Origin of the sequence: uncultured Granulicatella sp., from assembly GCF_938030755.1 — a bacterium.
Taxonomy (GTDB): Bacteria; Bacillota; Bacilli; order Lactobacillales; family Aerococcaceae; genus Granulicatella.
In genome coordinates this window covers 1-12,600 of sequence record NZ_CALHIF010000084.1, presented here as the reverse complement: position 1 = coordinate 12,600, position 12,600 = coordinate 1, and the positions used below count along the sequence as shown (strand labels likewise).

The 12,600-nt window shown below is 40.5% G+C and carries 12 protein-coding genes; 8 read left to right on the top strand and 4 right to left on the bottom strand.

Annotation, left to right across the window (positions count from 1 at the left end; translation table 11 throughout):
- A partial coding sequence (locus tag Q0594_RS08410) for a CsbD family protein (RefSeq protein ID WP_298731223.1) occupies positions 1 to 194 on the bottom strand: 194 nt, incomplete at its 3' end.
- Between the two features lie 171 nt (positions 195 to 365).
- Between Q0594_RS08410 and Q0594_RS08405 the strand changes: the two genes are divergently transcribed.
- Genes Q0594_RS08405 through Q0594_RS08395 form a run of 3 tightly spaced genes read left to right on the top strand, consistent with a single transcriptional unit; the run spans position 366 to position 3,076 of the window.
- On the top strand, positions 366 to 812 hold the full coding sequence (locus Q0594_RS08405) for a MarR family transcriptional regulator (RefSeq protein ID WP_298731221.1): 447 nt from the start codon (positions 366 to 368) through the stop codon (positions 810 to 812).
- A 19-nt stretch (positions 813 to 831) separates the two neighbouring features.
- Complete coding sequence (locus Q0594_RS08400) at positions 832 to 1,563, top strand: ABC transporter ATP-binding protein (RefSeq protein WP_298731219.1); 732 nt, start codon at positions 832 to 834, stop codon at positions 1,561 to 1,563.
- A complete protein-coding gene (locus tag Q0594_RS08395; RefSeq protein WP_298731217.1) occupies positions 1,556 to 3,076 on the top strand; it encodes an ABC transporter permease/substrate-binding protein in 1,521 nt (506 codons plus the stop codon). Before Q0594_RS08400 ends, Q0594_RS08395 begins: the two co-directional genes overlap by 8 nt.
- 228 nt (positions 3,077 to 3,304) lie before the next feature.
- On the opposite strand, the gene Q0594_RS08390 is transcribed toward Q0594_RS08395, so the two are convergent.
- The 3 genes from Q0594_RS08390 to Q0594_RS08380 form a co-directional block, all read right to left on the bottom strand.
- Entirely contained in the window at positions 3,305 to 4,954 is a 1,650-nt protein-coding gene (locus Q0594_RS08390) for an N-acetylmuramoyl-L-alanine amidase (RefSeq protein WP_298731215.1), read from the bottom strand.
- A 155-nt stretch (positions 4,955 to 5,109) separates the two neighbouring features.
- Complete coding sequence (locus Q0594_RS08385) at positions 5,110 to 7,260, bottom strand: GH25 family lysozyme (RefSeq protein ID WP_298731211.1); 2,151 nt, start codon at positions 7,258 to 7,260, stop codon at positions 5,110 to 5,112.
- A 160-nt stretch (positions 7,261 to 7,420) separates the two neighbouring features.
- Positions 7,421 to 8,365: a hypothetical protein gene (locus tag Q0594_RS08380; RefSeq protein WP_298731209.1), complete on the bottom strand. Its 945-nt coding sequence runs from the start codon at positions 8,363 to 8,365 to the stop codon at positions 7,421 to 7,423.
- Positions 8,366 to 8,505: 140 nt separating this feature from the next.
- Between Q0594_RS08380 and Q0594_RS08375 the strand changes: the two genes are divergently transcribed.
- From Q0594_RS08375 to Q0594_RS08355, 5 genes are all read left to right on the top strand, one after another.
- Positions 8,506 to 9,459 (top strand): DMT family transporter, encoded by a 954-nt coding sequence (locus Q0594_RS08375; protein ID WP_298731207.1) that lies wholly within the window; start codon positions 8,506 to 8,508, stop codon positions 9,457 to 9,459.
- Positions 9,460 to 9,623: 164 nt separating this feature from the next.
- Complete coding sequence (locus Q0594_RS08370; protein ID WP_298731205.1) at positions 9,624 to 10,265, top strand: amino acid ABC transporter permease; 642 nt, start codon at positions 9,624 to 9,626, stop codon at positions 10,263 to 10,265.
- A gap of 12 nt (positions 10,266 to 10,277) precedes the next feature.
- Positions 10,278 to 10,907 carry an amino acid ABC transporter ATP-binding protein gene (locus Q0594_RS08365; RefSeq protein ID WP_298731203.1) on the top strand — a complete coding sequence of 210 codons (630 nt, stop codon included), beginning with the start codon at positions 10,278 to 10,280 and terminating at the stop codon, positions 10,905 to 10,907.
- A 9-nt stretch (positions 10,908 to 10,916) separates the two neighbouring features.
- Positions 10,917 to 11,765: an amino acid ABC transporter substrate-binding protein gene (locus tag Q0594_RS08360; RefSeq protein ID WP_298731201.1), complete on the top strand. Its 849-nt coding sequence runs from the start codon at positions 10,917 to 10,919 to the stop codon at positions 11,763 to 11,765.
- A 165-nt stretch (positions 11,766 to 11,930) separates the two neighbouring features.
- Positions 11,931 to 12,600 (top strand): SDR family NAD(P)-dependent oxidoreductase (locus Q0594_RS08355; RefSeq protein ID WP_298731199.1); only part of this gene is annotated, 670 nt, incomplete at its 3' end.

The window sequence follows — 12,600 nt, the reverse complement described above, 5'->3', positions numbered from 1 at the left end:
TATTTATTGAAGTTATTTTTAATTCCTTCAACAGCACCTTCAACGCTTTCTTTCACATTATCAATGACCTCTTTTGCTTTACCTAAACCTTTTTCAACAGCACCTTCTGTTTCAGTACTTTTATCACCTGTAACTTTTCCTAAAACCTCTTTAGCAGCACCTGTTGCTTGTTGTAATTTATCTTCTAATGACATATGAAGACCCCCTTTACTGTTTGACTCATTATAGCATCAAAAAAAGGATTCACCTAAGTTTCTGCTTGAGGAAATATTTTGTAGATCATTTTATTTTGAAATCGATTCTTTGACAGGAAAAACTTTAAGGTATATAGTTCTATATAGAACTAATTTGAAAGGAGGGTATTCATGAAAGCAAAAATGAAGGGTGGTTACTTAGTCCACCATGTAGGGTTACTTAATGGGAGAACCTATCAAAAACTATTAAAAAAACAGCCTTCTGCTCAGTTTAGAAGTGAGCAAGCTAAAATTTTATCTTCACTTTGGGACTATGAAAACGAATGTATGACGTTTACAGACTTAAGTCAAAAAACGGGACTTGCCAATAATACCTTAACGAATATGATTAAAAAATTAGAAGAACAAGGACTTGTTAGTTTAGAAGCTTGCAAGATTGATAAACGGAAGCGTTATGTCAGTCTAACAGAACTAGGAAAAGCTCAAAAAGCGATTGGAGACGAAGTGAATTATGAATTAGGAGAACAATTTTATAAGGGATTTTCGACTCAAGAAATTTTTGAATTCGAAAGCTATTTAGAACGAATTATTCAAAATTTGAAAGAATACGAAGAATAAAAAGTAAAGGAGAAACTAAATGCTAGAGTATAAAAATATCGCCTTACGTTATGATGAAAAGCTCGTTTTAAAAGACGTGAACCTTAGCATTAACGACGGCGAATTCATGGTGTTAGTGGGTCCATCCGGTTCAGGGAAAACAACCATGTTGAAGATGATCAACCAATTGATTGAACCGACTGATGGAAATATTTATTTAAACGAAAAACGAATCAAAGAACATAACCAACGAAAATTACGCTTGGAGACGGGCTATGTCCTTCAACAAATCGCGCTGTTTCCAAACTTAACAGTGGCAGAAAATATCGCGCTCATCCCTGAAATGAAAGGGTGGAAGAAGGAGCAAATCGTAGCTAAAACGAAAGAACTGCTTGAAAAAGTAGGCCTTCCTTTTGACGATTATGCCAAACGCCTTCCAAGTGAACTCTCTGGTGGGGAACAACAACGTGTGGGGATTGTTCGAGCGATGATCGCTGAACCGATGACACTGCTCATGGATGAACCTTTTTCAGCGCTTGATGCGATTTCCCGGAAGCAACTGCAAGAACTCACAAAGGCATTACACCTGGAGTTCAAGATGACGACGATTTTTGTCACACATGATACAGATGAAGCGCTGAAACTAGCTGACCGTATCGCAGTCTTAAAAGACGGAGAAATTCAGCAAGTCGCAACACCTGAAGAAATCCTTGCACATCCCGCAACAGCATTTGTCGCAGAATTGTTTAAAGGAGGTGCTGTTCATGCATAATCTTGTAACGACTTTTCAAGATCGTTTTAGCGACTGGACAGTAGCACTAGGGCAACATTTGCAATTATCATTATTAGCGCTACTGATTTCCATTATGATTGCTGTTCCTTTGGCGGTTCTCTTAAGTGCTCGTAAGCGTGCAGCAGGATTCGTTCTTCAAGTGGCAGGAATCTTCCAAACGATTCCGTCACTGGCGCTATTAGGGCTGTTTATTCCATTTATGGGGATTGGAACGGTTCCGGCGCTTACAACCCTTGTGATTTACGCCTTATTCCCAATCTTGCAAAATACGATTACAGGACTACAAGGAATTGATCCAAGTCTGGAAGAAGCCGCAGTAGCCTTTGGGATGACGAAATGGGAACGATTGAAGAAGTTTGAAATTCCGATTGCAATGCCTGTCATCATGTCTGGGATTCGAACATCCGCCGTATTTATTATTGGGACGGCGACTCTTGCTGCGTTAATTGGGGCTGGGGGCCTTGGCTCGTTTATTCTTCTTGGGATTGACCGTAATAACGCTAGTCTCATTATCATTGGCGCAGTTTCTTCAGCCGTCTTGGCGATTGCATTTAGTACCTTATTAAAATGGATGGAGCATGCCAAATTAAAAACGATTTTCGCAACCTTTATCCTTCTATTTGCAGGACTGGGGGCTTCATTTGTATCGGGAATGATGCCTTCGATGGGGCAACAAACCCTTATTATTGCTGGAAAATTAGGACCAGAACCTGAGATTTTAGCGAATATGTATAAACTCTTAATTGAGGAAAACACAAAGCTGAAAGTCGAAGTAAAGCCAAACTTCGGGAAGACAACATTTCTATATGAGGCGTTAAAATCAGGGGATATTGATATTTATCCAGAATTTACAGGAACTATTACAGAAAGCTTGTTGAAACCTGCTCCAAGTATCTCTCATGATCCACAAGAAGTCTTTGAAGCAGCAAGAGAGGGAATTTTAAAACAAGATGGACTAGCCTTTCTAAAACCGATGGCGTATCAAAACACCTATGCGGTTGCTGTACCACGTTCTATTGCGGAGAAATATGGTCTTAAGACAATTTCTGATTTGAAGAAAGTGGAAGGACAATTGAAAGCAGGCTTCACGCTCGAATTTAATGACCGAGAAGACGGAAATCGTGGACTTCAAAGTAAGTATGGCTTGAATCTCAATGTCGCAACGATGGAACCAAGCCTTCGTTACCAAGCGATTCAATCAGGAGACATCCAAATCACGGACGCGTACTCAACGGACGCTGAAATTACACGCTATGATTTAGTAGCATTAGAGGATGACAAACAATTATTCCCACCTTACCAAGGCGCACCTCTCATGAAGGAAGCATTATTAAAACAACATCCTGAGTTAGAAAGTGTATTGAATGTATTGGCAGGAAAAATTACTGAAAGTCAAATGAGTCAAATGAACTATGAAGTGGGAGTAGAAGGGAAGTCCGCGGAAAGTGTGGCTCGTGCCTTCTTGGAAAAGGAAGGATTCCTTCAAAAATAATCTTTTTCGGATACATCATTCGATTCATTTATTAATCTATCTATAACTAGAGGGAATGAATTAGAGCTATTAGTCAAATTCACTATGGATACTATATTTTTAACTAAAAGAGACTTATCTTTTATAAACTTCTAAAAAGTTTTCTCATATCGTGACAATTTTTGTTTTGAAAAGAAGAAAGACACAAAAAGGCCTCATCCAATGGATGAGGCCAATAATAAATATGCATTATTTAGCGGTTTTATAGAATTTTTGAATACCACTAACAATTCCAGTAACAAGTTTTTCTTGATAAGCATTATCCCTAATTTTCTTGCTTTCGGGACTATCCATATATCCTAGCTCCAAAAGAACAGCTGGTTTTGCTGTTTCACGAAGCACTGCAAAACTTGCAACACGAATACCACGATCGTTAGCTCCTGATTTTTCGATAATAGAAGCATGAAGATTTTCCGCTAAACGTTTGCTTTCGCTCATGCGAAGGGGATTATCATGAGCTTCTTTATTAATTCTAGGTGGAAGATCGTCATCAGGTTCATAAATGTAGGTTTCCACACCACTACGGTTTGCTCCAGGAACGCCTGTTGCGTTGAAGTGGATACTAATAAAAAAGTCTGCATCGGTTTTATTGGCCATTTGAGAACGTTCCGTTACGAAGTCTACAAATTCATCTTTATCTCTAGAAGTGAGAACAGTATATCCAAGTTTTTCTAATTCTCTACGTAGTTTACGATAGATTTGCATATTCAAATCTTTTTCACGAATCCCATTATAAACGGCACCAGGATCCTTTCCGCCATGTCCGGGGTCGAGGAAGATAATATTTTTATAGTCTCCATAATTAACAGCGTTGGGAACTTCAGCAATCCACAGACCGTTTTCCTGGAAAAGATGTTTTTTTCCATCAATAGTAAAGATATTTGTGACATAAACACCGTCATCCTTGAGATAGAAGTAACCCCCGTAGTTCTTATCGTAAATCCATTCATTTTCAGCCATTATACCATCTGCCTTCACGTAGTAAGAATCGATCCATGTATTCGTATCAAGTTCTCCATATTTACGGAAGTGGTACCATTTGCTTTTTATTAAAAGCCATTGGTTACGAATATAAGATCCGTCTTCGTTTAAATAGTATGTTGCATTATAATTTGGATCATAAATGAATTCGCTTTGAGCCATATAGCCACCAGCCTTCAAGTAGTAGTCACCTTTCCACTCGCGACTTGCGTAAACACCACCTGGCTTAATGTAGAACCAGCTATTGTAGTTTTTATCGAAAACCCATTCGTTATCAGCCATTGCACCGCTATCTTTTAAGAAATAACTACCGCTCCATTCATGAGAGTACATCATACCATTGTTATGGAATGCGTACCAAACGCCATCAATTTTCTTCCAATCACCACGGAATACTTTTCCGCCAGACTCGGCATAGTACCATTTGCCATCTTGATAACTCCAGCCAGGACTGACAAGCATTCCTTCACTATCTACAAGATACCCATCTGGAGTAACGGTTGATTTGAACATCTTTCCATCTTCACCAAAGTAGTACCATCGACCATCGTACCATTTCCATGTATTCGTGATGGGCTTACTGTCCACTTGGTAGTACGTTTCGCCGTCAGCTTTGTAAATACCCGTGTACTTAGGAACTTCATCAGCTTTGTATTTATAGACGTCGTTTTTTGCCTCTATTGGAAGAGATGATGCTTCTGAAGTCGTTGTTATCTCTGTTGTTGTCTGAATCGTTGTAACTTCAACTGTCGTAGGTTGTACTGCCGTTTCAGATTGTACCGTCTCTGCAACAACCGCATGTGCCGAAAGGGCAAAGAGGACAGCCGTTAAGAGCGTGACTTTACCTGTATGTTTCATAAAAACCTCCTTGTAAAAAATTATCCTTTCCAAGTGTATCAAAAAAGAATAAAACACGCAATTTCCTATGATAAATTTTACACCGAATCAAATAAAAAGCCTCATATTAAATGAGGCTTTCTAAAAGTTCTAATTTTTTTTAAAATATAGTATAATCAACGTCCGAACCAAACACTCATATCCACATTTCCAAGGCCGACAACGAATTCCTTATCGGTATATTGCCATCCCCAGCTTGGTTGACTATATGGAAGGTGGTATGTGAGTTGTGGAGTGTAAGCAGCAACCCAATCCACATATTTTAGGATTTCAGAATCGTTTAAACGATTTTGTAAGAGATATTGGTAACTATACACACGCACATTAGTGTATCCAGCTTTCATCATTGTATTCCGATACGCTTTCCAGATGCTCACCCAAGTAGCTGTATCTGTTGGTGCGGATTTTGCACCATTTATATATCGCCAATCTTCTAAGTCGAAGTAAATAGGGTAAGTTGGTTTGATATTGTATTTTTCGATTAATGCGAGGGTTTGTTCGGCATCTTCTTTACCATCTGCCTCTGTTGAAGCATAGGTATAGAGGTAGATTCCATAAGGCACGCCTAGACGATTCAATTCGCTAATATTATGTGCTAGATATTTATCTTCAGCACCAGAGTAACCGATTCGAACAATAACAGCATCGATTCCGTTATCTTTGATGATGGATTCCCAGTTAGCGATATAACCTTGATGTTCGCTGACATCCATAACTTTTTTGGCCGTTTCGTCACCGATACGTTGACCTGCTCTATTATAAAAGTAACGTTTACCATCTTTTTCTACCCATCCGATATCAACGGCTTTCTTGCTCAAGACATTTCCACTTTCGTCAAATGTGTATTGATAGTGATTGATAATATGTGTACCAGTCGCCATTTTACCGTTATCGAATACGTAATATTTATTGTCGATCCATTCTTTACGCGCAACTTTTCCGTTAGATTTGAAGTAGTACCAGTAGCCATGGATGTTGGCCCAGTAGTTCTTCGCATACGTCCCGTCTTCTGTGAAATAATAAGATGATTTGCTTGAGGAATCATATAGCATTTCGTTTTTAGCCATACGTCCATCAGCCTTCACATAGTAAGAACCAATCCATTGATGTTTGGCCATGTAGCCGCCTTCTTTGAAGTAGTACCAGTCTCCCTTTATTTCTTTCCACTTATTCCCACCAAAATATTTTCCGTCTTCTTCAAGGTAGAAGGAAGTATCGTATGTTGGATCGTAAATAAGTTCATTTTTAGCCATGCGTCCATTTTCTTTGAGATAGTAAAAATCAACCCATTCACTCTTAGCCATGTAGCCACCTTTTTTGAAGTAGTACCATTCGCCAGCAATTTCTTTCCATTGGTTTCCTTCCAAGTACTGACCGTCTTCATTGAAATAAAAGAAACTATTGTACGTTGAATCATAGACAAGTTCATTTGTGGCCATAATGCCATCAGATTTGACATAGTACGATCCAATCCATTTATTGATATCCATTTCGCCGTATTTACGGAAATGATACCATTTTCCTTCAATTTCTTTCCACTTATCGCTAACATACTGACCGTTCTCATCTAAATAGTACGTCGCTTTATAGTTAGAATCATAAATGAACTCAGACTGAGCCATATATCCGCCATTTTTTAAATAGTAGCCATCCTTCCATTCGCTATGAGCATAGGAGCCACCTAATTTAATGTAGAACCAGCTAGAGTAGTTCTTATCGAAAATCCATTCGTTATCAGCCATCGCACCATCTGATTTGAGATAGTAACTGTCATTCCATTCGTTAGCATACATCTTTCCATCTGTATGGAAGGCATACCATATACCGTCAATTTTCTTCCAATCATCACGGAGTGCTTTGCCTTCTGATAGGGCGTAGTACCAAGTCCCATTCGCATTTAACCATCCAGGACCTGCTATTTTTCCATCGGCATCGACAAGGTAACCATCTGGAGTCATTCCAGAGGTAAACATTTTACCTTTATCATCAAAGTAGTACCACCGTCCATGGGTCCATTGCCATTGAGAGAGGAGAGGTTTACCATTCACGTGATAGAAGGTATCTCCGTTTTCATAAACGAGACCCGTGTATGTTGATTCCTGTTGTATTTCCTCATTGACTTCACTGGTTTGATAGTTGGAGACTTGCGTTGTCTGCGTTGTTGATTCAGTGGTGGTTGTTTCCAAAGACATTTCTGCATGAACAAGTTGAGGTGTTAGTAATAGTAAAGTTATAGCTGTTACTGTAAATTTTGTTGTGCGTTTCATCGAAATTTCCTCCATAAAGATTTCTTATTTAGTGTAACAAAATAAGAAGATATAGGGCAAACCAAAAAGGGAGGAACCTTAAAATCTTAAACTTTAGAACTAGGAAAAAATAAGATAAGAAAAAAGCCAACTAACATGTAGTTGACTTTTGTAATAGAAATTATCTCATAGATCCATCTGATTGAACATAATAAGAACCAATCCATTTATTCGCATCCATTTCGCCGTAATAACGGAAGTGATACCATTTTCCCTTAATTAGTAACCATTTGTTTGAAGCGTAAGCACCGTCCTCTTGTAGATAGTACCAGCTAGAGTAGTTTTTATCGAAAATCCATTCGCTTTTTGCCATGTATCCGCCAGACTTCAAGTAGTAGCTACCATTCCACTCATTTTGAGCATATTTCCCACCAGGTTTTAGGAAAAACCAACTGTTGTAATTTTTGTCAAAAATCCACTCGTTATCAGCCATTGATCCATCAGACCTTAAGTAGTAGTCGCCATTCCATTCGTTTTCATACATGACGCCGTTCGCGTGAAAAGCATACCATTTACCGTTGATAACTCTCCAATTATTACGAAGAAAATCACCGTTTTCGTCAGCGTAGTACCAGTTACCATCGCGTTGAATCCATGTGTTTTTCACGTTCAAACCAGCTTCTTCGGCATAATCAAATCGATCGCCTTTTTCGTTGAAGTAAGCCATTTTTCCATCGATTTCAACCGCTACACTGCGGAGCATTTTTCCATTTGCATCCGCGTAAAAAATTTGACCATTAATAACGACAGATTCATTTTTAGCACGAGTTCCAAGATAATTAATTAGGTAGCCATCAACAATGGCATTTTTTTGCATAATTCCTTCTTCGTTGAAATAGTACCATTTTTCGTTAATTTTTCTCCATTGAGAAGTAATTGGAACATTATTCACGTGATAATAAGTCACTCCATCTCTAGAAGTAAAGCCTGTATATGGTTCTTCTTTTGGGAAGTACTCTGTTGTTTGTTCTGCAGGTTCTGTATCGACCTCTTGAGCGGTAACAGAGTAGGCAGACAATAGTAACGTTGCTACGGTCATAAAAGTAAGTTTCGTAATTTTCTTCATTTTTTCTCCTTATTTTCAAGATTGAACATTTTCAGTATAACAATAATTCTTTTGGAATTCGAAATTTGTTGGTAAAATTCAAGAAATATTTACTTTTTCCTTCAGCGAAAATCGTTTATTTTTATGTTATAATCGGATTTATGAAAAATAAAGATATTACAAAACAACCAAAACAGAAGATTTTAAAAGGAACCTTAATGACGCTTTTTGCAGGGATTGCATGGGGGATGAGTGGAGCAAGTGGTCAGCACTTGATGGCACACGGGATGGGTGTGCTTGCTTTGACCGATTTACGACTCATTATCTCTGGGACACTGCTGCTATTAATGAGTTTTCTCTTCAACCGTGAACAGCTATGTGCGTTCTTTAAGGAGAAGAGTAATTACGTCAAAATCATTATTTTTGCCTTTGTAGGATTATTCTTAAATCAATTTTCGTATTTACAAGCCATTGCCTTGAGTAATGCGGGTACGGCAACAGTCTTGCAGTATCTCTGCCCGGTCATTATTCTTGTGTATCTATGTGTGAAAAATCGTACGGCACCAACCCCTTCAGAAGTGACCTCAATTGTTCTGGCGATGGGGGGAACCTTCTTAATTGCGACACATGGTCAGTGGAATCAACTCTCCGTCACACCGCTAGGGCTCTTCTGGGGCATCTTTAGTGCGTTTACCTATGCCATCTATATTATGCTTCCGATTAAACTCATTCAAACCTATGGAAGTCTAACGGTGATTGGAGTAGGGATGGTGATTGCAGGAGTCATTCTTTTCCCGATGAGTGGACTCACGGCCCTTCAACTGGAATATAGTGTTGATATTCTGGCTGCCTTGACGGGAATTATCCTTATTGGCACTGTCATTTCTTATACGATGTTCCTAAAAGGGACGAGCTATATCGGTCCAGTGAAGAGTAGTTTAATTGCTGCTGTTGAACCAATTTCTGCCGTCTTCTTTGCCTTTCTCATTATGAAGGAGCAGTTTTACGCCATCGATTTTATCGGAATGGCAATGATACTAGGAGCAGTGGTCTTGATTTCAGTACGTGACCTTCTCAAAGAACGCCGAAAAGTGGAACAAGGAATTATTGAATAACAAAAATAACCGCAATGGGAGTGAGTCCTATTGCGGTTTTTGCTTGCGATAAAAGTAGTAAGAAAACTTAAAACTGAGACCGTTCTCATGAAACTTTCATCTTTTTCAAATAAATGGTTTGTGCTATACTATGTACCATCAATTAACAGATGGAGGTCCTTAATTTGTCCTACTCACTCGAAATTTTACCAAGTTTATTACACGGAGCAGTGACGACATTAGAAGTGTTCGCACTCGTTCTTATCTTCTCGATTCCGCTGGGGGTTCTCATTGCCTTTGCGATGCAACTCAAATGGAAGCCACTCAACTGGTTCATCCACATTTACATCTGGGTAATGCGCGGGACGCCTCTGTTATTACAACTCATCTTTGTTTATTACGTCTTGCCAAGAGTCGGCATCCGTCTAGACCGACTTCCGGCAGCGCTCATTGCCTTCACGCTCAATTATGCGGCGTACTTTGCGGAGATTTTCCGCGGAGGAATTGATACGATTCCAAAAGGGCAGTATGAAGCGGCGAAAGTGTTGAAATTCACGCCAGGAGCGACGATTCGTTATATCGTTCTTCCACAGGTGACGAAGATTGTCTTGCCAAGTGTCTTCAATGAAATCATGAGCCTTGTCAAAGATACGTCTCTTGTATACGCGCTTGGAATATCAGACCTGATTCTAGCGAGCCGCACCGCAGCCAACCGCGACGCCAGTCTTGTTCCAATGTTTTTAGCAGGGGCGATTTACTTGATTGTCATCGGGATTGTGACGCTTGTAGCTAAACGCATTGAAAAGAAATTCAGTTATTATAAATAGGAGGACAAGCAGATGTTAGAATTACGTGGTATTTATAAACGTTTCGGCGATAAACAAATCTTGTCCGATTTCAATCTAACCATTCAGGAAGGAAAAATCTTGGCCATCGTTGGCCCTTCAGGAGGCGGGAAAACGACCTTGCTACGTATGTTAGCAGGTCTGGAAACTATCGACTCAGGAGAAGTGTTCTATAACGGCGAATCATTAGCGCTTGATGAACTCTCAAAGCGCCAATTGCTTGGATTCGTGTTCCAAGACTTCCAATTATTCCCGCATTTATCCGTGTTAGAGAACCTAACGATTTCACCCGTGAAAATGAACGGAATACCGCAAGAAGAAGCCGATACGAAGGCACGCGCACTATTAGAACGCCTTGGCCTAGAAGGACATGAAGATGCCTTCCCGTATTCACTCTCAGGAGGGCAAAAACAAAGGGTGGCTCTTGCACGCGCGATGATGATTGACCCTGAAATTATCGGCTACGACGAACCAACATCAGCACTTGACCCAGCCCTTCGCTTAGAAGTCGAGAAGTTAATCCTTCAAAACAAAGAACTCGGAATGACGCAAATTGTTGTCACTCACGATTTAACCTTTGCAGAAAACATCGCGGACGAACTCTTGACGTTCGAACCAAAATAGGAGGCCGCTATGAAGAAACGAAAAGGAATTCTAGGACTTTTGGCGCTTGTAGGAGGTGCGGTAATGAGTCTTGCAGGCTGCACGCAACTAGCAAGTAATCCAAAAGTCGATAACTGGGATAAATATCAACAACAAAAAAGCCTCACGGTCGGCTTTGATAACACTTTTGTTCCAATGGGCTTCGAGGAGAAGAATGGAGACTATGCCGGGTTTGATATCGAGCTCGCCCAGTACGTGTCAAAGAAACTAGGCATCACGATTCGCTTCCAAGCGATTGACTGGGATATGAAGGAGACCGAGTTACAAAACGGGACGATTGATGCCATCTGGAATGGTTATTCAGCAACAGACGAACGAAGAGAGAAAGTGGCCTTCACGATACCTTATATGCAAAATACGCAAGTCTTGGTCGTGAAGAAAACGAGTGGCATTCACTCAGTGGGTGATATGACAGGGAAAGTCCTTGGTGCGCAAAATGGATCATCTGGAATGTTGGATTTTGAAGAACATCCAGAAGTGATGAAGAACCGTGTCAAAGGCGGGGACGCTGACCAATACCAAAGCGTGAACGAGGCCATTATCGACTTGAAGAATGACCGTATCGACGCCTTACTGATTGACCGTGTATACGCGGACTACTACCTCACGACAGAAGGAATTGCTGACGAGTACGACACCATTCCTTCAGGCTTCGAGAGTGAATCCTTCGCGGTAGGGGTACGACCTGCAGACAAGAAGCTGCTCGAAGCACTGAACCAAGCCTTCAAGGGACTCTATCAAGAGGGCATCTTCCAACAAATCAGTGGGAAATGGTTTGGCGAGGATGTCGCAACGCCAGAAGTCAAAGGACAAGAATAACAAAACAAGACACCATCGCCTTCAGGAGGGAATGCCTTCTGGGAGGCGATTCTTTTTTGCATCGAATAATATAATGCTTAAGAACTCTAGAAAATAAGATTGATAAAACGTTTTCGAAAAGGTGCACTGGAGGTGTAGAAAAGTTCAAAGAAGGGAGAGAAAACCATGAAAAAATTAGAAGGAAAAGTAGCACTCATCACTGGAGCAGCCGTTGGACTTGGAAAGGGAATTGCAACGGGCTATGTCAAATACGGCGCGAAGATGTGCCTTGTCGACTTATTACCAGAAGTCGAAGAAACGGCGAAGAAATTTCGAGAAATCTACGGAGTCCAAATCGTCACTTATGTCGGAGACGTCTCCAATAAAGAGCATATGAAAGAAGCGATCAAGAAGGCAAAAGACGCTTCCGGACAAGTGAATGTGGCTTGTTGTAATGCTGGGGTTTGTCGCTTGGCTCCATTTGAAGAAATGAGTGACAAGATGCGTGACTTCCATATCGATGTGAATATCAAAGGCGTATGGAATACGTGTCAAGCCGTCATCCCTTATATGCTCGATCAAGGCGGCGGTAGCATCGTTATTGCCTCATCTGTCACAGGGGATATCGTAGACGATGCCGGAGAAGCTGCCTACGCCATGACCAAAGCAGCCCTCGTTGGCCTAACCGAATGCTTGGCCGTTGAATACGCAGACCGTCATATCCGCGTAAACTGTTCACAACTCGGATATGCAAGAACGCCAATGGTAGAAAAGATGGCCATTGAATCCAACCCAGACAATCCAGAAAGTGCCATCCAAGACATCGCAGTAGGCGTACCAATGAAACGCTTGGCAG

What these genes read in the sequence shown, in the direction of transcription:
- Q0594_RS08390 (WP_298731215.1), bottom strand. Translation starts at nt 4,954, where the DNA reads ATGAAACATACAGGTAAAGTCACGCTCTTAACGGCTGTCCTCTTTGCC.
- Q0594_RS08395 (WP_298731217.1), top strand. Translation starts at nt 1,556, where the DNA reads ATGCATAATCTTGTAACGACTTTTCAAGATCGTTTTAGCGACTGGACA.
- Q0594_RS08360 (WP_298731201.1), top strand. Translation starts at nt 10,917, where the DNA reads ATGAAGAAACGAAAAGGAATTCTAGGACTTTTGGCGCTTGTAGGAGGT.
- Q0594_RS08385 (WP_298731211.1), bottom strand. Translation starts at nt 7,260, where the DNA reads ATGAAACGCACAACAAAATTTACAGTAACAGCTATAACTTTACTATTA.
- Q0594_RS08375 (WP_298731207.1), top strand. Translation starts at nt 8,506, where the DNA reads ATGAAAAATAAAGATATTACAAAACAACCAAAACAGAAGATTTTAAAA.
- Q0594_RS08380 (WP_298731209.1), bottom strand. Translation starts at nt 8,365, where the DNA reads ATGAAGAAAATTACGAAACTTACTTTTATGACCGTAGCAACGTTACTA.
- Q0594_RS08400 (WP_298731219.1), top strand. Translation starts at nt 832, where the DNA reads ATGCTAGAGTATAAAAATATCGCCTTACGTTATGATGAAAAGCTCGTT.
- Q0594_RS08405 (WP_298731221.1), top strand. Translation starts at nt 366, where the DNA reads ATGAAAGCAAAAATGAAGGGTGGTTACTTAGTCCACCATGTAGGGTTA.
- Q0594_RS08365 (WP_298731203.1), top strand. Translation starts at nt 10,278, where the DNA reads ATGTTAGAATTACGTGGTATTTATAAACGTTTCGGCGATAAACAAATC.